Here is a 19,949-nt window from a genome sequence, read left to right as displayed (position 1 = left end):
AACAAGCAAAAGGAAACGACCATGCGACCATCGAAGAGTTTGAGCGGCAGCTTCCTCCTCGCCTCCGCGCTGGCGCTGTGCCTTGCTGCTCCCGCCTATGCGCAGTCGAACGATCCTATCAAGATCGGCGTCATCGCCGAGGTGCAGTCGATCGCTGGTGCCGCGACGCCCGGCGGCGCGCAGATCGCCGCCGACGAGATCAACGCCAAGGGTGGCATTCTCGGCCGCAAGATCGAGATCGTGACCTACGACAACAAGAGCTCCTCGGCGGACTCGGTGCGCGCGTTCCAGCGCGCGGTGAGCGAGGACAAAGTCTCCGCCGTGATCGCGAGCTATATCAGCGAGGTCGTGCTGGCGCTCGAGCCCTGGGCAGCGCGGCTGAAGATGCCGCTGATCACCCCCGGCGCGGCCTCGAACGAGATCACCAAGGCGATCCATAACGACTACGAAAAGAACAAATACACCTTCCACGGCTATCTGACCTCGGCCGCACAAGCGCAGCTCGTCTGCGACGCCGCCAAGGATCTGCTGGTCGAGAAGCTCAAGTTCAAGACGGCCGCGATCATGAGCGAGGACGCCGCCTGGACCAAGCCGCTCGACGTCGGCTACGAAGCCTGTCTTCCGAAAGCAGGCCTCAAGGTCGTCGAGCACGTGCGGTTCTCGCCCGATACCACCGACTTCACGCCGATCTTCAACAATATCGAGGCCAAGAAGCCGGACGTGATCGTCACCGGCATCTCGCATGTCGGCGTGCAGCCGACGGTGCAGTGGAAGAACCAGCAGGTGCCGGTCCCGATGTTCGGCATCAGCGCGCAGGCGCTGAGCCCGACCTTCTGGAAGGACACCAATGGCGCCGCCGACGGCGTGCCGTCGCTGGCGGTCGCAACGCCCGACGTCGCCGTGACCTCCAAGACGAAGCCGTTCGCGGCCGCCTTCAAGGCCAAGTTCGGCTCGCCGCCGGCCTACACCGGCTACACCGCCTATGACGAAGTCTACTTCATCACGGAGGCGATCAAGCGCGCCGGCTCGACCGATCCGGACAAGATGGTCGCTGAGCTCGAAAAGACCGACTACGAGGGCACGATCGGCCGCATCCAGTTCTACGGCAAGGACGACGAGTTCACCCACGGCATCAAGTCCGGTCCCACGACCGTATCCGGTCTGGTCTTCCAGTGGCAGGACTCCAAGCAGGTCGTGGTCTGGCCCGAGAAGATCGCGGAGGGCAAGCTGAAGTTTCCGAGCTTCGTGAAGCTGTCGCAGTAACACGCCACGCTGGGGCACCAGGGCCCCGTCCCGAGCGCCCCATCGCCCTTGCATGGCCCGTCGCTTCAATCGCGGCGGGCCTTCGCTTTGTGCAGAACGCAACCGATGCGCTGGCATCTGTGGACCCATCCTGCGATCCTGCCGTTATCTCCCATGCGTGGGCCGGAGCAGCGAGATGGACGACCGATCAAGACACCCCGATGACCTGATGCAGGATGACGGCTTCGTTCGCGTGCGGGGCGCGCGTGAGCACAATCTCAGGAACGTCGACGTCAGTATTCCGCGCAACGCCCTCGTCGTGTTCACCGGCGTGTCGGGCTCCGGAAAATCCTCGCTCGCCTTCGGAACGGTCTACGCCGAGGCGCAACGGCGATATCTGGAATCGGTGTCGCCTTACGCGCGGCGCCTCTTCCACCAGATGCAGATCCCTGAGGTGGACGACATCGAAGGCCTGCCGCCCGCCGTAGCGCTCCAGCAGCAGCGCGGCGCGCCGACGACGAGGTCGTCCGTGGGCAGCGTGACGACCATCTCGAACCTGCTCAGGATGCTCTATTCCCGTGCCGGCGAATACCCGCGCGGACAAAGGATGCTCTATGCGGAATCGTTCTCGCCGAACACGCCGGAAGGAGCCTGCCCGACCTGTCACGGTATCGGCAGGATGCTCGACGTCACCGAGAAGTCCATGGTGCCCGACGACACCCTCACCATTCGCGAGCGCGCCGTCGCGGCGTGGCCGAGTGCCTGGCAGGGGCAGAACCTCCGGGACATCCTGACCACGCTGGGCTACGACGTGGACAAGCCCTGGCGTGAGCTGCCCAGGAAGGACCGCGACTGGATCCTGTTCACGGAGGAGCAGCCGACCGTTCCGGTCTATGCCGGTTACGACTTGGCCGAGGTCAAACGGGCCCTGCGCCGCAAGGAGGAGCCGAGCTATCAGGGCACGTTCACCGGCGCCAAGCGCTACGTGATGCAGACCTTTGCCAAGTCCGAGAGTGCGATGATGAAGCGCCGCGTCGCGCAATTCATGATCACCCAGGACTGCCCGACCTGCCATGGCACGCGATTGAAGCCCGAGGCACTCAAGGTCAAATTCGCCGGACTTGATATCGCCGAGATGTCTCATCTGCCGCTCGAGAAGCTGCAGGAGGTGATGAACCCTTTCGCGGAGACTTCGACCGTCGGAGCATCGGAGAAAACCATCGTCGCCAGGCGCATCTGCGAGGATCTGTCGGCGCGGCTGGCCGTCCTGCTCGACCTCGGCCTCGGCTATCTCGCCTGCGAGCGCAGCACGCCAACGCTGTCGCCCGGCGAGTTGCAGCGGCTGCGGCTTGCGACCCAGGTTCGCTCCAACCTGTTCGGCGTCGTCTATGTGCTCGACGAACCGTCGGCAGGTCTGCATCCCGCCGACACCGAGGCGCTGCTGCGGGCGCTGGACCGGCTGAAACACGCGGGCAATTCGATCTTCGTGGTCGAGCACGAGATCGAGGTGATCAAGCATGCCGACTGGCTGGTGGATGTCGGGCCTCATGCCGGCGAAGGCGGCGGGAACATCCTCTATAGCGGACCGCCCTCAGGACTCGGGCAGGTCGCGCAATCGCGAACCGCCCATTATCTCGCGCATCCACGAAAGCCGCTGCCGATGGTCCGCCGCCAGCCGAAGGCGCATCTGAAAGTCCGGGGTGTGACCCGGAATAATCTCCGCGGCCTCGACGTCGATATCCCGCTCGGCGTTCTCGCCAGCGTGACCGGCGTGTCGGGCTCCGGCAAATCGAGCCTGATCAGCCAATTCCTCGTCGATGCCATGGCGGAGCATCTCGGCCATGCACGGGCTGCGGACGCGGACGACGATAGCCTGGCACCCACGGTCGAGACATTGGGCGGCGAGATCGTCGCCGGCCTCGACCAGGTCGATCGTCTCGTCGTGGTGGATCAGAGGCCGATCGGCCGCACGCCGCGATCCAACCTTGCAACCTATACCGGCCTGTTCGACCACGTCCGGAAGCTGTTCGCCGTGACGCCGCAGGCAAAGTCCCGCCGCTACGATGCCGGGCGCTTTTCCTTCAATGTCGCGAAGGCCCGATGCAGCACCTGCGAAGGCGAAGGATTTGTCTGCGTCGAGCTTCTGTTTCTTCCCAGCGTCTATGCGCCCTGCCCGACCTGCAAGGGCGCGCGCTACAATGACAAGACGCTGGAGGTGAAGATCCGCGGAAAATCCATCGCGGATGTGCTGGCGATGCGCGTCGACGAAGCCTTCGAATTCTTCCACGAAGATCCAACCCTCAACCGGTCCCTATCGGTCGTCCGCGAGGTCGGGCTCGGCTATATTCGTCTCGGTCAGTCCGCCACCGAATTGTCGGGCGGGGAAGCCCAGCGCATCAAGCTTGCGACCGAGCTCATGCGGCCGCAACGCGGTCACACGCTCTATGTCCTGGACGAGCCGACCACCGGTCTTCATCCCAGGGATGTCGAGCGGCTGATCGCCCAACTCGAGCGCATCGTGGACGCCGGCAACAGCGTGGTCGTGGTCGAGCACGACATGGATGTCGTCTCTCATAGCGACTGGATCATCGACCTCGGTCCCGGCGCCGGCGAGGAAGGCGGCCGTATCGTGTCGTCGGGGACGCCGCGAGAGGTCGCCGCGGCCGGCGGGAAGACCGCTGGCTATCTTGCCCGTCGCTTGAAACAGTAACGGGCGCGCTCATCACCCATTTCGCAATTGCGTTCTGCGTCGCGGAGACCGGACCCCGACTTTCGCCATGTTGACTTTCCGCCGCCCCGCTCCCCATACTTCGAAAAAGAATAACAAGACCAAATCATAAGACGATCTTTGAGGGAGGATAGGATGCCCACTTCACGCAGGCAGCTGCTGAAGAGCTCGGCGGCTGCCGCCGCCGCACTCAGCCTCGATTGGACACGGGCCCAGGCGCAAGCCGAGAATTTGCGCATCGGCTTGATCTACGACCTCACCGGTCCGTTTGCCGCCGGCGGCTCGGTCGCCTCCTCGGTCGGCGCGCAGATCGCCATCGACCTCGTCAACGAAAAGGGCGGCATCGGCGGCAAGACCAAGATCGTGCCGGTCGCGGCGGACTCTCAGAGCAAGGCCGACGTCGCCATCAACGAGGCCGAGCGGCTGATCAGCCAGGAAAAGATCGACATCATCAACGGCGTCTATTCCAGCGCGCATGCGGTGCCGATGGCGGCGAAGGTCGAGCAGCAGAAGAAGATCCTCTGGATCACCACCGCGGTCTCGACCGCCGTGTTCAAGGACAAGAACCTGCAATATGTGTTTCGCGCGCAGATCCATTCCGATCAGTACGGCCAGGCCTTCGCGGGCTTCGTCGCCGAGCACGCGCAAGGCAAGCTCGGCATGGACCCGAAGGACGTCAAGGTCGCGCTGATCCACGAGGACGGCCCTTACGGCGTCGGCGTCGCGGCGGCCGACGAGGCCTATGCCAAGCAGGCGGGCATCCAGGTGGTGATGCGCGAAGGCTATTCGGCTTCCGCGCCCGATCTCTCGGTGCTCGTGACCAAGCTCAAGCGCGCCAAGGTCGATGTGATCTCGCACGCCGGCTACAACCCCGACATCACCCTGTTCCTGCGCCAGGCCCGCGAGAGCGGATTGCGCTTCAAGATGCTGTTCGGCGCGGGCGCCGGCTACAGCCAGCTCGACAAGCTGCGCGCGACCTTCGGCCCCGACATCGACAATTTCTGCAACATCGATCCGGTGCCGGCGCAACTGCTCGATGCCTCCAAGCTCGCGCCTGGAATCGGCGACCTGACCAAGACCATGGTCTCGCGCTACCAGGCCAAGACCAGCGCCACCGACGTGCCGCCGCATTGCTCGATGGGTTTCAACCAGACCTGGATCTTGCTCAACAACGTGCTGCCGGTCGCCAAGGAGAAGTACGGCAGCTTCGAGCCCGAGGCCATTCGCAAGGCCGCGCTCGACGTCGACATTCCAGCCGGCGGCACCATCCAGGGCTATGGCGTGAAATTCTTCCCGCCGGGCACGCCGATGTCCGGCCAGAACGAGCGCTCGACCCCGGTGGTGATGCAGAATGCCGGCGAACACATCTCGGTGGTGTGGCCGACGAACATCCGGACGCGGGACCCGGTGTTTCCGCTGCCGAAGGGCTCGACCTACGGGACGTGAGGCTACGCGCCGCGCCGACGGTGCACCCTTTCCCCTTGCTTGCGGGAGAGGGTGGCTCGCCGCGAAACGGCGAGACGGGTGAGGGTTGCCTCCGCGAGCAAACCTCTCTCATTTTAAACCGCGGAGAGAACCCCTCATCCGGCGCTATAGCCGAAGCTACGCTTCGGCGTTCTTGAGAACGGCGGCCGAAGGCCGCCTATGCCACCTTCTCCCGCAAGGGGAGAAGGATTGGCACCGTGCCTGCGGCTAGCTCAGTGAGTTCATCACGCCCTACATCATCACCCTTCGTCCCTCCTCCGCCGCCCAGTATCCCGCGTAGTTCACCTTGATTGTCTCGTACGCCAGCGCGAGGTCCGACAGCGGCTGCCGTCCCGTCGCGGCGCATTCCATGAAGTCCTGGATCTCCTGGAGATAGCCGCGCGTCCACTCCTCTTCGAGGCAGACATATTGCCAGCCGGTTTTGCGGTCGACCTTCTCGGTGATGTAGACGGAGGCGAGTTTCTCCTCGGAGGTCTGGTAGCTCATCAGATGATCATTCGGCGTGATGTTGGCGAACAGCGAGCCGCCTGACGTGTAGGTCTCGATCAGATTGCGCACGCCGCCCATGATCATGTCGCCGGAGAACACGGTGGCCTTGGTGCCGTCCGAAAACGTCGCGGTCAGCGTGCCCCAATCCTCGACGTCGACAGGATTGGCCTTGATGTAGGTGCGCTCCTCCGGCTTGAGGATGGCCGTGACATTGCCGACATCGCCGCTGACGCTGGCGACGCGGATGGTTTCACCGCGCGCCTTGGCCTCGACCTGCTTGAGATACAGCACCGCCGAGAGCGGATGGCAGCCCATCCGGATCAGCGAGCCGCCCCCGGTCATCGCCCATTGCGCGGCATGGGCCGCATGCGATCCGGAATGGCTCTCCTCGCCCTTCATGAACAGGATTTTGTCCTTGGTCGCTCTCAGAATCTCCGCGGTCTTGGTCACGGCCGGCGCGTAGATCCAGTCCTCGGCATACATGAAGAGCTTTCCGGTGCGCTCGATCGCGGCACGCGTGGCGTCCATCTCTTCCAGCACGCGCTCATACATCAGCGCCTTCGCCACATGCCTGCCGATCGGCTGCCGGTCGCCGTCGCGGCCGAAATAGCCGGCGAACGGCTTTTCGCAGATCACATGCTTGCCGGCCTGCATGGCGGCGACGATCATCCCCGCATGAAGATTGGGCGGCGTGCAGATGTCGATGACATCGAGCTCGCGGTCTGCGATCAGCTCGGCGAAGCTGCGATAGACCCGTTGGATCTGGTGGCGGCCGGCGAATTCGACGACATGGTCGCCGCGCGCAGCGACCGCCGCGACCTCGACATCCACCCCGTAGACGCGCCGGAACGCATACATATGCAGCTCCGACACGAAGCCGCAGCCGACGAGTCCCACCCTGATCCTGGCCATAGCGCCCCCCGCTTTGGGCGGCACTATAGCGTGCTGGCAGGTCTATTCCACCGAGACCCGCACCACGCCGGCGCTCATCATGCCCAGCGCCTTGGCAGCCGGCACCGAGAGATCGACGATGCGGCCGCGGATGAAGGGGCCGCGATCGTTGACGCGGCACTGAATCGAGCGGCTGCCGTAGGACACCCTCAGCACGCTTCCGAACGGACGCGTCCGGTGCGCGCAGGTCAGCTCACCTTTCCCGGCTTTTCCGTAGCTGTAATAGGAGGCAAGCCCGCTTTCGGCCTGGGCAAAGGAAACTGCAGAAAGCGAAAACGTAGCAAGGCAAGAAAATAACGTGGTCTGCGCTCGCACGGCACCCCTCCGGGTTGGCCTGCCCCGGGCGCAAACGTTTGTCGGTTCCCGTGGGTTCCTGAGCCACTGCCGGGCCGCGCCCGGCAGTGCCATCACAGTTCTGTTACTGTTTGTGGAATACGAGCGTCCGAACCTCGATGCTCTCGCGCGGCGCGGCATCGGCCGGCGTGGTCGGATCGACGAACGCGGCGTGCGGCCCGAAGCGGGTGCGGCCATCGGTTGCGGAATCGTAGCACTTGAGCAGCAGTGCTTCGTCCGCCGTCATCTCGGGGAAATAGAACCAGCGATGGTTCGGATTGTATTTCACCGAATAGATTTCGCCGCGACGGTTGGGATAGATCAGATCCGAGGCGACGAGATCGTCGGGCGCAACCGTCGTGCCGTCGGCCATCGCCAGCGGCGAATCTCGCAAAGGACCGCGGATCGGCCGCCACAGATTGATCACCTGGACGCGGCCCTTCAGCAACTCTTCGGCCTCGTCGGGCAGATGCTCGCGCACGCGGTTGGCGCCTGAGACGGCGGTCTGATCCACGTGGACGCGCGTTGCCGGCTGACGCGGGCCACCGTCGCGGATGTCCGCGGCACCCTCAACGCGCCTGCGCACGGTATGGTCGAAGATGACGACGCGGTCGGCTTTCAGCGTTGCGCGCAGGAAGGCCTCGACGGCGGGATAGTAGACCGCCTTGATTTCCTCCTCATTAGAGAAGTCCTTCACCTGATGTGGATGCCGCACCAGCGCAAAGCCTTCGCGGTCGAGCGAGATGTTTTGTGCGATCAGCCGGGCATCGAAGATCGGTACCTGATGCGGCTCCGGCAATGACGTGCTTTTGGGCTCGCCAGGCGGTGGATCGAAGGCGTAAGTGCGCGGCTTGCCCGAAACCGGCGCGAGGTAATTGAGTTCAGCGGTGACGAAGGGAAGCGATTCGATTTTTGTTTCTTGCAGGCCCATGGCCGGTCTCCCGATGTGGTCGTCTGGATGATTTTTGAAGACACCGGGCGTACTGCAAGGGAGTTGGTGCAAATAGCAATGCGAGTGCTGTCGCTGGCATGAAACGCAGAACAAACGCATCGCGAAATCCGGCCGGGTTGGAATGCGCCCTGCCCGCTTCACGGATGCTTGAGAGCCTTTTGAGATCTCGTGCCCCGGACGCAGCGCATCACGCAGTGGTACGCTGCTGAGCCGGGGCCTATCTCACCGGGAGCATCTGTGCGGCATGGGTCCCGGCTCTGCGCAGTAGCGATCTCGGCCGCCTCGAGCTTCTGCTTGATCAGACCCCAGTGAAGGTAGAGGTCGATTTCGCTCTGCTCGTCCGCGACCAGCCGAACATTATCGCGTCGGCCAGCATGAGACGGATCATTCCGCCGCCTCGCCGCGAACAGGCTGGCGCTTGGCGATCAGCTCGCGCGTCAGCGGGATCAGCTCACGGCCATACTCGATGGCATCGGGAAGCGGATCGAAGCCGCGGATCAGGAAATGGCTGACGCCGAGGTCGCAATAGTCGCCGAAGACCTCGGCGACCTGCTCGGGCGTGCCGACCAGCGCGGTGGTGTTGCTGTTGGCGCCGGTGAGCTTTGCGATCTCGGTCCACAGCCGCTTGTCGATGCGGCTGCCCTGGTCGGCGAGCGAGAGCAGACGCCGCGCGCCAGCGGTGGCATGGCCGTCGGCGGGCTTGCGATAGCCGGTCTTGTCCTGGAGCGCGGTGGCGCGCGCAAGAATCTCGTCCGCCTTTTCCCAGGCCTGCTTCTCGGTCGGAGCGATGATCGGCCGCACCGAGAGGCTGAAGCGCGGCGTCCGACGGCCCTGCCTGACGGCCGCATTGTGAACCCGCGAGGTGACGTCGCGCACCTGCGCATAGGATTCACCCCACAGCGCAAAGGTGTCGGCATGCTTGCCCGCGACGTCGATCGCAGCGTCAGAGCCACCACCGACGAAGGTGTAGATGCCGGCCTTCTGCAGCGGCTTCACCTGCGAAAAACCGTTCTCGACGTTGTAGTACTTTCCGCTGTAGTTGAACGGCTTCTCGCTGGTCCATTCCAGCTTCACCACGTCGAGAAACTCGCTGGTGCGGGCGTAACGCTCGTCCTTGTCGTCGAGCGTATTGCCGTCCTGCCTAAGCTCGGCTGCATTGCCGCCGGTGATGACGTGGAGCGAGACGCGGCCTCCATAGAGTTGGTCAAGCGTCGCAAGCTGCCGCGCGAGCAGCGTCGGCGCGGTAAAGCCCGGTCGCTGCGCGATCATCACTTTCAACGATTTGGTGATGGTCAGCACATGCTGTGCGACCTGGAGCGCATCGGGCGTGGTTGAATGGAACGCCAGCAGCGCACGATCGAAACCCGCGAGCTCATGCGCCTTCGCCACCGTCTCGATATAGGCGGCATCGAGCACCGGGCCCTGGCGTACGATGGTCTCGGAAGCATTGCTGTTGGCGATAAAGCCGATGAACTCGACCGACATGATGTTCTCCCTGAATGTTTGGCGGCAGGCTAGAGGCCCAATGCGGCACGGCCGAGGCCGGTGCGCGTGGAATCGTCCTGCGGCGTGTGCACGCGACCGCACAGGACGTCGCGATAGTGCCGCTCCAGCGGATTGGCGCGGGACAGGCCGTGATTGCCGGTCAGCGACAAGGCATTCTCGACCGCGGCGACGGCGTTATTGGTGACGGCCAGCTTGATGACGTTGGACTCGGCCGCGGAAAGCGCGACACCGTCATCGAAATCACCGGCAAAGGATGCGATCAGCCGTGCATTGACGATGAGCCGCGCCTCGATCGCGCCAAGGATCTCCTGCGCCCGCGGCAAGGTCGCAAGCGGCGCGCCCAGGCTGGCAGGGACCCGCTGCTTCAGGAACCCGACCAGCCAGTCGCGTGCAGCCCGCGCAACGCCGTCATAGATCGCGGCGACAAAGATCGTGTGGACCGTCGCCTGCGCCACATCAGGTGCGCGCCAGTCCGCCGGCTCGCGCACATCGATCTCGGCATCGAGGGGTATCACGACGTCCTCGAAGATGACGTCGTGGCTGCCGCTGGCCCGCAGGCCGTGATGATCCCATGTCTCGACGATGCGCGTGCCTGGCAGGCCCGCCGGCACCAGGAACTGTCCAACGCGCGGCTCGGCTTCGTCCGTCCGCGCCCAGACCAGATACCATTTCAGGATCGGCGATCCCGTCGAATAGATCTTGTGCCCCGAGAGCCGCCAGCCGGTCTCGGTCCGACGTGCAATGGTCGCGGGCAGGCCGCCGCGCGCAGGCGAGCCCAGTTCGGGCTCGACGCGGAGCGCATTGACGAGCGCAAGGCCTTCGACGCTCTCGCGCGCGAGCTTGCGCGACAGCCGCGCCGGCCAGGTCGGGCTCCGTGCCATCACCAGATGGTTGATGTAGTGCATCGACAGCACCAGCGCTGTCGACGGATCGGCCTTGCCGATGATGCCGAGGACGCGGGCGGCGTATCGTGCGCCAGCTCCGGCCCCGCCATGGGCGGCAGGCACCGTCAGCGACAGCAGGCCTGCTTCGGAAAGCTCGCGAAAGTTCTCGAACGGGAAGCTGCCGGTGCGATCGTGCTCGGCCGCGCGGGCGGCGAAAGCCTCGGCCAGCGCCTCGGCACGTGCGATGTAGTCGGGCTCGTGATGCGCCGCGCGGCCCTTGGCGATCGAAGTCACCATGTGGCGTCCAATCCGAGCAGGCCAAGGATCTGGCGGCGCAAATCCACCAGATACGGATCGCCGCGATGGCGCGGATAGGACCGGTCGACACGGATGTCTGCCTTCACACGCGCCGGGCGGTCGCTGAACACGATGACGCGGTTGGCGAGCACCAGCGCCTCCTCGGCGTCATGCGTCACCAGCAGCGTGGTAAAACCCTTGCGCTGCCACAGTGAGACCAGCTCGGCCTGCATGGTGATGCGGGTCAGCGAGTCGAGCTTACCGAGCGGTTCGTCGAGGATGAGGATTTTGGGATCATTGACCAGTGCGCGGGCCAGCGCGACGCGCTGCGCCATGCCGCCCGAGAGCTGGTGCGGATAGGCATTGCGGAAGGACGATAGCCCGACGAGATCGAGCGCGGCATCGACGCGATGACGCTGGCTCTTCAAGATGCCCTGCGCCTCCAACCCGAGCGCGACGTTGTCCCAGACCGTGCGCCAAGGAAACAAGGTGGGATCCTGGAACACGACGACGCGCGACGGGTGCGGTCGCGTGATGCGCGCCTCGTCCTCGCGCAGCGTTCCGGACCGGGGCTTGTCGAGGCCTGCGACGAGGCGCAGCAGCGTGGACTTGCCGCAGCCGGAGGGGCCGAGCAGCGCAACGAACTCGCCCGGCTCGACGGAGATGCTGACGTCGCTGAGCACCGGCAGCTCGGCGCCGTCGATGTCGAAGGCGTGGCTGACCTGCTCGATGTCGAGCGCGGCACCGGCCGCCGGGTGAGCGTCGAAGTCAGCCAGTGCGGTTGTGGCTACCATTTCACTGTCCCCTTTTGCCAAACCAGCAGGCGATCGCGGATCGCAAACAGCAGCGTGATCGCGCCGGAGCAGAGCAACGACATCACGATCAGCGCCGCATACATGTTGGCATAGGCGGCCCAGCCCTGCGCCCATTGCAGGTACCAGCCGAGCCCTGCCTTGACGCCGATCATCTCGGCGACGACGAGCACGGCAAAGGACGAGCCGAGCCCCATGAACAGGCCCACGAAAACGTGCGGCAAGGCCGCGGGGATCGCGACCTTCAGCACCAGGAAGGAAGGCTTCGCCCCGAGCGTCCGCGCGACGTCGTAATATGCGTTGCTCACGCTCGCGACACCCGACCAAGTCAGCACGGTGACCGGGAAGCCGGTTGCCAGCGCGATCAGAAAGCTCGATGCGCTCCAGCTCGACGGAAAGGTGAAGAAGGCGATCGGCAGCCAGGCGGTCGCCGGCAACGGGCCGATGAAGCGCAGCACCGGATGCACCCAATAGCCGACCGCGCGCGACCAGCCGATCGAGACGCCGGTCAGGAAGCCGACCGTCGCGCCGATCAGATAGCCGCCGAGCTGGAGCTTGACCGAGGCGAACACGCTGTCGAGCAGTTTTGGCAGATCGTCGGTGTAGACCTCGATGATCGATTGCGGCGGCGGAAAGAACGGCAACGGTAGCCAGGCGAATTTTGCCGTCGCGACTTCCCACAGGGTCAGGACAACGCCGAGCACGACGAGCCACGGCGCGCGCTGGCGCAAGGCCCGGCCCGTCGAACCGAGGTAATCGGCGCCGACCGTCCCGAACAACGCGATCGCTGCGATGACAAACGCGGCAATGCCGAGCGAATGGGTCCGCGACCAGTCGCCGACGTCCTCCCACCACAGGCAGGACAGGCCGAAGGCAATCCACGCCACGCTGGCGAGAATGCCGGCACCGGAGTCCCGGACCCAGCTCGTCAGCCAGGGTGCGCGCGAGAGGCGCGGCGCGCCGGAGGCAAGGCCGTCAGACAGCGAATACGTCGACATAGATGCGCTCCGCGAATCTGGCCGTATCGGTGCTCTGCTTGAACACCTGCACGCTCTTGAGATCGTCGGCATAGGCCTTGAGCTCGCGCTTTAGCACTTCGCCGACGGGGTGATGGTGATGAGTGTGGTAGCGCACCATGCCCTCGATATCCGTGAGCGACGCCGTCTTCGGCGCGTAAGGCTGGAACGATTTCGCCGTCACAGACGGATTTTGCGCGGTGAACATCGCGGCATCAAGCAGCGCCTGCGTCAGGGCGCGCGCGACCAGCGGCTCCTCGCGCACCAGGCTGCCGCGCAGGCCGAGGATGCAGCAGCTCTTGTCGCGATACTCGCCATCGAGATTGGAGGCGACCTCCTTGTACTGGCTGTCCTTGAGCCAGAGATAACCCAGCGGGTCGGACGACAGGAATGCCTGCACCTCGCCCTTCTCGACGGCGACGTTGAGAAGGTTGCCGGGATAGGCGCGCCAGTCGACATCCTTGTTCGGATCGATACCGAGCTTGGCGAGCTGAATGGAGAAGAAATTCTTGTCTGGGCCGCCGAGATCACCGACCGCGACGATCTTGCCCTTGAGATCGGCAAGCTTGCTCACGCTGGAATCGGCGCGGGTCAGGACCCGCATGCAGCCACCGTGGGTGCCGGCGGCAATCTTGACGTCAAAGCCCTGCTCCAGCGGCTTTAGCCAGCGCAGCGCCATGCCGAGACCGGCATCGCTCTTGCCGGTTGCGATGGCCTCGAGCAGCTGGTCGGTCGAACCGGAATAATTGATGAGCTCGATGTCGAGATTATGCTTCTGGAACAAGCCGTGCTCGATGGCGACCGGCACCGGGGCGAGACAGACCGCGCCCGCGTTCCAGGATAGCTTGAGCTTGCGCGGCGCGCCGGTGAGCGCGGGCACATCCGACGCAGTCCGGCACAGCGGAAACTCCGAGAGATCGACGCCGGGCGCGATTGTCCGCGGCGCAAAGGCCTGTGCCGCACCGAAGGCACCGAGCGGCGCAGCGAATGCCGCAGCTAATCCCGCCTGGAGCAAATGGCGCCGGTCGAGCCTCGATCCGTCGCGCTTGTCGTCGTCGTTCATCCGTCTCCACTCCTGCGCTGGCACGGCTCCGCCATCGGCACAACAGCTTGCGTTGCGCCTGTTCCGTGCGGACCTGCGTCGAGAGAAAATCTTTTCGCCGGCGCCTGCTCGGTGCCTTGATGCGATGCGCAAATCATGCGGCGCGTTCGCCGTATCGTCAATGAAATGGAATTTCGAATGTGGCACGAAGCGAAGTCATTCTCTCCACCGGTGCGTGCGAGGACGACGAAAGGATTTCCGCCGATGGATCGATTGACGGAGCACGGGGCTACTCCCTCTCCTGCTTCATTTTTGCGCAGCATCAGTGGCGCATACCGCACGTTCTCGAAATCGGCGCCTCGCTGAAACGTCCTTGCCGATCGCGCGCGCAATACGGTTAGCCATTTCATTGACCGCGCATCATGCGGCCATAGACTTGATCGTCTCGATGCATCGTTCGCTCACGCGTCGTGGGCAAAGCAACAAGACAGGCCACATGAGCATCAACTCCCTCGATCATTCCATCGCGCGCCGGCTCGCTGCATCGCTGCTTGCCGCCGCCATCACCCTGTCGACGGCCGCGGCGTCGTTCGCAGCCGATGCCGTCGTGCTGCGGGTCGGCGACCAGAAGGGCGGCAATCGTTCGCTGCTCGAGATCTCGGGCTACGCGAAGGATCTGCCTTACAAGATCGAGTGGTCGGAATTCCCCGCGGCAGCTCCAATCCTGGAGGCGCTCAACGCCGGCGCGCTCGACGTCGGCTATACCGGCGACCTTTCGTTCCTTTCCGTCTACGCGGCCGGCGCGCCGATCAAGGCGATCGGCGGCACAAGGTCGGATGCCAAGACACAAGCCATCCTCGTGCGCCAGGATTCCCCGATCAAATCGGCCGCCGACCTCAAGGGAAAACGCCTCGCCGGCACGCGCAGCGGCTGGGGCCAGTTTCTGATCGACGCCACGCTGGAGAAGGCGCAGATCAGGCTGGAGGACGCGACCTTCGCGCCGCTCGGCCCGGTCGACGCCAAGATCGCGCTGGTTGCGGGCTCGATCGACGCCTGGGCGGTGTGGGAGCCCTACGTCTCGTTCGCGACGCTCAAGGACAAGGCCCGCGTCATCGCCAATGGCGAGGGCCTGACGCCGACCATCACCTTCATCGTCGCTTCCGACAACGCCATCGCCACCAAGCGCGCAGCGGTGCAGGACCTCGTGCAGCGGCTGAACAAGGCGCGGCTGTGGTCGCTGGATCATCTCGGCGAGTACGCCAAGAGCACGGCCGAGTTGACCAAGCTGCCGGAGGATGTGCTGCTCTCGGCCTACACCGCGCAGCGCACCAGCCCGATTCCGATCGACGAGAACGTCGTGAAGGAGGTGCAGGAAGCCTCCGACCGCTCGACGCGCTACGGCATCCTGCCGAAGAAGCTCGACGTCAGCAAAGCCGTCGACCGCAGCTTCACCGCTGCGGCCGCGGGATCGAACTAGGCGGAGGCGGCGGGATGCGCGGGCTCCGTCTCAACGCTGGCCCGCTGCATCTCGCCGCGATCTTACTCGCGCATTTGGCCTGCATGAGCCTGATCGTGTGGCTGTCGCTTTAGACGCCAGCCAGGACCCCCGCTCGCCGGCCCGGCCTTAAGGAAAAAATCAGGACAACATAAGGAACCCATAAGGACTTACGAGACGCCGCTGGCCTAGCATCGACCCTGTGATCGCGTCGGTAACAGGATGCCTCATCCCGCGGCTTGTCCAGGCAATCACAACTCGCTCTCGGGTTGCCGATCCCGACTGGACGGGCTTACAGTGATCCGCCCTGCGGCCGTCGACGCTTGCAATGGGAAGGCGACCTTCGGGCTGGAGATCAGCGCCATGTCAGCCGATCAGTATCTTCGTTACGATCCGTCCGTCGAACACATCCTGCCGGAGGAAGCGGCGGCGGTCGAGGAGATCGTTGCTTCGATTTCGCGAACGAGTGATCGCACTTTTCGCAAAAACAAGCATGGGACCCGGCAGCAGCACGCCAAGGGCGCCGGCTATCTCCGGGGCGAGCTGATCGTCTACGACAATTTGCCGGATCATCTGCGCCAAGGCCTGTTCAAGCAGGCTGGCCACTTCCCGATCATCGTCCGCCTCTCCACCGCATTCAACAGGAGCGATCGTGTACGTTCGCCGCGAGGGTTTGCCATCAAGGTTTTGGGTGTGACGGGGGCTAAGGCGCTCGGCGACGACGATTCGACGAACCAGGATCTCCTGCTCGTCAATCACCCCAGCTATTTCGCGGATGCGATGGCCTATATGCGCGCACAGCACAAGGTCGAGCACACCCTGTTCCTGCCTGATCTGGCGTACGGACCCATAGGCTTTTTGGCGCGCGCCCTGGTCGCCGCATCGGACAGAACAGGCATTCCGATCCCGATCGTCTTGAAAGCGCTCGGTGATGCCGGCAGCAACATCCTCGGAGAGACCTTTCACACCGAGGGTGCATTGCGGTTTGGCGATTATATCGCAAGGCTTCGCCTGATGCCGATGTCGGCGTCGGTTCGCCAACTCACCGGCCGACCCTGCCACGATGCCGATGATGCCGTGCTGAACAGCGTCGTTGCCTTCTTCAAGGATAATGCGGCCGAGTACGAATTATTCGCCCAGCTCTGCACCGACCTCGAGCGAACACCGATCGAAGATGCCTCGATCGACTGGCCTGAAGACGTCGCGCCGCCGCAAGCACTCGGCAAGATCACGCTTCCGCGCCAGACCGCCGACAGCCCCGCGCGTCGCGTCTATTCCGACGAGGTGCTTTCGTTCGATCCATGGCGATGTCTCGCCGCGCATCAGCCGCTCGGCTCGATCATGCGATTGCGCAGGGATGCCTACCGTGCCTCCCGCACGCTGCGGCAGCAGCAGAATCAATTCAAGGTCAAGCAACGGCCCGGCGAACCGCGAGAGATCGCGGACCTGCCGGATTGAGCCGATCAGCGTCCCGCAATATCGGGCCCGGTGTCCCGGCCTGCGTCGAAAAAGGATGCCGAGCGCAGCGGATCATTGGGATCAAGCGTCTCTGCCAGCGATGCGATCACCTGGCAGGAGCGGTCCCGCCACTTGGCAGCCCTTTGCGCTTGTCCGAGGCTCTCATAGAGCCCCGCGGTAGTGCGGTAAACCCGCCAGGTGGCATGCGGCAACCTGGCATGGCGGAGGATCGACATGGCCGCCGACAGATGCCCGCCGGCGAGTTGCGCATCGTGCTTCAGCATCGCAATTCTCGCCATGGCCTCGTAGCACAGCGCGAGAAACGGCCGGTCAGGTGCCGCGCTCGTCACCTCGTGAAACTGGCTGGCCGAGCCCTGGGCACGGTCCAGATCGCCGATCGCGATCCAATAGTCGCAGCAAGTCAGCAGATAATGGGGGATGACCAGCGACTCCATCGGCACCCGGTCGACCTCCATTCGCCGCTCCATCGCATCGAGATGCTGCCGCGCCCGAGCCAGGTCGCCCATCCTGACATAAGCTCGCGCCAGCAGATTCCTGCCAACGAAGAAGGTGAACGGATTGGCCTCGATCATCGGGCCGAGCGCATCCTCCGCACGCCGTGACGCGCTGCCATATTCCTCCGCCTCGGAGTACAGCCATCCGATCGCGAGATGACACAGCGCGACGGCCTGCGGATTTGCATTCCGCTCCGAGATAGCCAACGCGGAGACGAGGTTTCGTTGCGCCTGGCCCCATTCGCCGAGATAAATCTGGGCAAACGCCTCGACCGATTCATAAAGCACGAATAGATAGACGTCACCGACCAGGCGGGCGAGCTCCTTTCCCCTGGTCGTCGCATCGCAGCAGGCCGGATAATTCGCGCGCAGAAACTCCAGCACCATTTCCATCGAGCAGCGTCGCAGCCGCATGCTCAGATCCTGCTCTCCGGTGATCAGTGCTGACGCACGCTCGGCAAGGTCCGCATTCTCACGATCCCAGCCGCGGAGCATCAGCTTCAGATTGGCAACGTTGCCCTGGACCAGAGCGCTGAATGCGGCGTCGTCGATCGCCCTGCTTTTGATAAGGGCCTGTTCCGCAACAGGCAGGCTCTGGCGCCGATCGACGTAAAGACAGAATCTGCTGAGATCGACCAGCGCGTTCACCTCTTCGCGCACGTGCCCGTTCTCCGCCGCGTGCGCCACGATAGCGCTGAGATCCTGCAGGGAATTCAGGAAATCTCCACTGGCCCGCCAGGCCCAGGCGCGCTGAAGCAGCAACTTCAGACGTGTCGTCACCCGAAATTCCGGCGGCAGATGCGGCACCAGCTCCAAGGCGCGGGACAGGTAATTGGCGGCCTCGCGCGTGCTGAACCTTCGCGCCGAGCCCTCGGCCGCCGCGCCCAGATAATGCATCGCTTTCGGGAAATCACGGCCCAGTTCGAAATGGCGCGCGACAACGGCGGCGATCTCCGCAGCCTGCGGCCCATAGCCCTGCTCGAGCCCCGCCCCAAGCAGCGCATGGGTTTTCGCGCAGCGCGCTGGTGCGAGCCGCTGGTAGAGGATCTCCTGGTAAAGCGCGTGCTGGAACGCATAGCGACCGGAGACGCTTCCGTTCGGCCACTCGGTCATGCCGGCCCCGACGATAATGCGATCGGTCCGTGCCAGGTCCTCGCACATCTGCTCGACATCCAGCACGGGACGGTCCAGCGCACCGGCGATATGGAGCGCGGAAAACTCCGCTCCCGCCGCACTGGCGACCTCGAGCAGGCAGCGCTCGTCTTCGGTGAGGTGATCGATCTGCTGCTTGATCATTCCTTCCAGATCGCGCGGCATGCTGTCATGCGAGGCCGCGTCTTCGCTGACCAGCCGCCAGCCCAATTCGTGCTCGACCAGTGCACCCTGCGCCACGAGATGATCGAGCAGAGACGACACGAACAGAGGATGCCCGCCGGTTCGCGCGAAGATGCGCTCGACCAGCTCTCTGGCAAAATCGGCCGAGTTGAAGCGCAGGGACAGATAGCGTTCGACGTCGGTGCCGGTCAGTCGATCGAGCGCGAGCTCGGTGGCGTGTCCGTGAATCCGCAAGTCCTGATGAACGGCACGGATAGGATGTCCGCCGACGGCGACTTCCATCGGCCGGTAGGTGGCGAGCACGAGGATAGAAGCCCTCCGATCCCGCCGCGCCAGCCGGGAGAGCACATCCACGGTGGCAAAGTCGCTCCAATGCAGATCTTCCAGGATGATCACCCATGGTCGCGTGACAGCGAGATGTTCCATGAGATCGGAAAATTCGCGCAGCATGCGCTCCCGCGTTGCGCCAAAGACCTCATGCTGGAATGTGGCCCGCTCTGCTTCGCCGAGGAAACCGGGCATCTGCGCGAGCCAGGTCGGCGCGTGCTCGCGGATGGACGTCAGCAGCGATGCTCCATCGGTGCGACGGCAGCACTCGTTCAGCGCTCCGATCAGCGGAAGAAAGGCCTCATGGGTGCCGAACAACTCGTTGCAGCTACAATGCAGCACGCCCAGTCCCTGCTGGTTCATCCTGTCGAGCGTCATTTGCAAGAGGGTGGTCTTGCCGATCCCGGCCTCGCCGGTGATGAAGACGACCTGACGCTGTCCGGTGCGAGCGAGTTGCAATGCCTTCTCCAGCGTGTCGAGTGCCCCGGTGCGCCCACTCCAGTGCCGGCGTCGATCGACGACCTGCTCCGTGACGGAAGCGGTCTCTTCTTCGGGCGCCCGCTCGATCGCAGGCAAGTCGGCGGTCGCGACCGGCGCAATGAAACGATAGCCGCGCCGCGTGACCGTCTCGATGTAATTGGGGGACTGCCTGTCGTCGCCGAGCACCGAGCGTAGCGCGTTCACGGCAACGGCGAGGCTCGACTCGCTGACGTGCAGATCGGACCAGACCGCGTCGAGCAACTCTTCCTTGGTGACGAGCTCACCGGGCCGACCGACGAGATAGCAAAGAACCTCGAACGGCTTCGGCGCCAGCGCGATCCGCTCCCCGCCTCGCCACAACAGCGCGTTGGCACGGTCGAGGCGGAATTCACCAAAGGCAAGCGCGTCTCTACGCACGGCTCAGACCCCCGGATGCTCGCCCATCTTAAGGGAAAGCTCAGCCAAATGTAAGGACGCGATAAAGACCTGCGCCCTGCGCCGGCACTAGCATTGGCCTGTCCATTTCAGAGACGCCGGCAAGGCGTCGGACGGCCTTTTCATCACGCTGTCATTTCAGTCGGCAGGCAGTCGATGCCTGAATT

Annotated in this window: 14 protein-coding genes; 5 read left to right on the top strand and 9 right to left on the bottom strand. The window is 64.2% G+C overall.

Features of this window, described 5'->3' with window-relative positions:
* Positions 1–21 precede the first annotated feature (21 nt).
* The 3 genes from IVB07_RS10620 to IVB07_RS10610 all read left to right on the top strand — a co-directional run bounded on the left by IVB07_RS10620 (position 22) and on the right by IVB07_RS10610 (position 5,416).
* On the top strand, positions 22–1,263 hold the full coding sequence (locus IVB07_RS10620) for an ABC transporter substrate-binding protein (protein WP_026233382.1): 1,242 nt from the start codon (positions 22–24) through the stop codon (positions 1,261–1,263).
* Between the two features lie 175 nt (positions 1,264–1,438).
* Positions 1,439–3,952: an excinuclease ABC subunit UvrA gene (gene uvrA, locus IVB07_RS10615; protein WP_247767632.1), complete on the top strand. Its 2,514-nt coding sequence runs from the start codon at positions 1,439–1,441 to the stop codon at positions 3,950–3,952.
* A 153-nt stretch (positions 3,953–4,105) separates the two neighbouring features.
* Positions 4,106–5,416 (top strand): ABC transporter substrate-binding protein, encoded by a 1,311-nt coding sequence (locus IVB07_RS10610; protein ID WP_018457488.1) that lies wholly within the window; start codon positions 4,106–4,108, stop codon positions 5,414–5,416.
* 270 nt (positions 5,417–5,686) lie between these two features.
* Here IVB07_RS10610 and IVB07_RS10605 read toward each other — a convergent pair whose 3' ends face one another.
* The 8 genes from IVB07_RS10605 to IVB07_RS10570 all read right to left on the bottom strand — a co-directional run bounded on the left by IVB07_RS10605 (position 5,687) and on the right by IVB07_RS10570 (position 13,758).
* Positions 5,687–6,856, bottom strand: coding sequence for a Gfo/Idh/MocA family oxidoreductase (locus tag IVB07_RS10605; protein WP_026233380.1), 1,170 nt, complete (start codon positions 6,854–6,856; stop codon positions 5,687–5,689).
* A gap of 42 nt (positions 6,857–6,898) precedes the next feature.
* Positions 6,899–7,210, bottom strand: coding sequence for a septal ring lytic transglycosylase RlpA family protein (locus tag IVB07_RS10600; RefSeq protein ID WP_026233379.1), 312 nt, complete (start codon positions 7,208–7,210; stop codon positions 6,899–6,901).
* 103 nt (positions 7,211–7,313) lie between these two features.
* The gene (locus tag IVB07_RS10595) at positions 7,314–8,159 is read right to left on the bottom strand and encodes a CmcJ/NvfI family oxidoreductase (protein ID WP_247294798.1); all 846 of its coding nucleotides are present in this window, start codon (positions 8,157–8,159) and stop codon (positions 7,314–7,316) included.
* A 405-nt stretch (positions 8,160–8,564) separates the two neighbouring features.
* The gene (locus IVB07_RS10590; protein WP_018457484.1) at positions 8,565–9,665 is read right to left on the bottom strand and encodes an LLM class flavin-dependent oxidoreductase; all 1,101 of its coding nucleotides are present in this window, start codon (positions 9,663–9,665) and stop codon (positions 8,565–8,567) included.
* 29 nt (positions 9,666–9,694) lie between these two features.
* Positions 9,695–10,867, bottom strand: coding sequence for an acyl-CoA dehydrogenase family protein (locus tag IVB07_RS10585; RefSeq protein ID WP_018457483.1), 1,173 nt, complete (start codon positions 10,865–10,867; stop codon positions 9,695–9,697).
* Complete coding sequence (locus IVB07_RS10580; protein ID WP_247767631.1) at positions 10,861–11,661, bottom strand: ABC transporter ATP-binding protein; 801 nt, start codon at positions 11,659–11,661, stop codon at positions 10,861–10,863. Before IVB07_RS10580 ends, IVB07_RS10585 begins: the two co-directional genes overlap by 7 nt.
* Complete coding sequence (locus IVB07_RS10575) at positions 11,655–12,677, bottom strand: ABC transporter permease subunit (RefSeq protein ID WP_247294801.1); 1,023 nt, start codon at positions 12,675–12,677, stop codon at positions 11,655–11,657. Before IVB07_RS10575 ends, IVB07_RS10580 begins: the two co-directional genes overlap by 7 nt.
* Positions 12,655–13,758 (bottom strand): ABC transporter substrate-binding protein, encoded by a 1,104-nt coding sequence (locus IVB07_RS10570; RefSeq protein ID WP_085360713.1) that lies wholly within the window; start codon positions 13,756–13,758, stop codon positions 12,655–12,657. Before IVB07_RS10570 ends, IVB07_RS10575 begins: the two co-directional genes overlap by 23 nt.
* 475 nt (positions 13,759–14,233) lie before the next feature.
* On the opposite strand from IVB07_RS10570, the gene IVB07_RS10565 reads away from it, so the two are divergent.
* Complete coding sequence (locus tag IVB07_RS10565) at positions 14,234–15,214, top strand: ABC transporter substrate-binding protein (protein ID WP_026233378.1); 981 nt, start codon at positions 14,234–14,236, stop codon at positions 15,212–15,214.
* Positions 15,215–15,595: 381 nt separating this feature from the next.
* A complete protein-coding gene (locus tag IVB07_RS10560) occupies positions 15,596–16,690 on the top strand; it encodes a catalase family protein (RefSeq protein WP_026233377.1) in 1,095 nt (364 codons plus the stop codon).
* Positions 16,691–16,695: 5 nt separating this feature from the next.
* On the opposite strand, the gene IVB07_RS10555 is transcribed toward IVB07_RS10560, so the two are convergent.
* On the bottom strand, positions 16,696–19,764 hold the full coding sequence (locus IVB07_RS10555) for an AAA family ATPase (RefSeq protein ID WP_247767630.1): 3,069 nt from the start codon (positions 19,762–19,764) through the stop codon (positions 16,696–16,698).
* Positions 19,765–19,949 lie beyond the last annotated feature (185 nt).

The organism is Bradyrhizobium sp. 172 (assembly GCF_023101065.1).
In the GTDB taxonomy this organism is placed as follows: Bacteria; Pseudomonadota; Alphaproteobacteria; order Rhizobiales; family Xanthobacteraceae; genus Bradyrhizobium; species Bradyrhizobium canariense_D.
The sequence above is the reverse complement of the archived record's forward strand: the minus strand, read 5'-3'. Positions and strand labels throughout refer to the sequence as shown.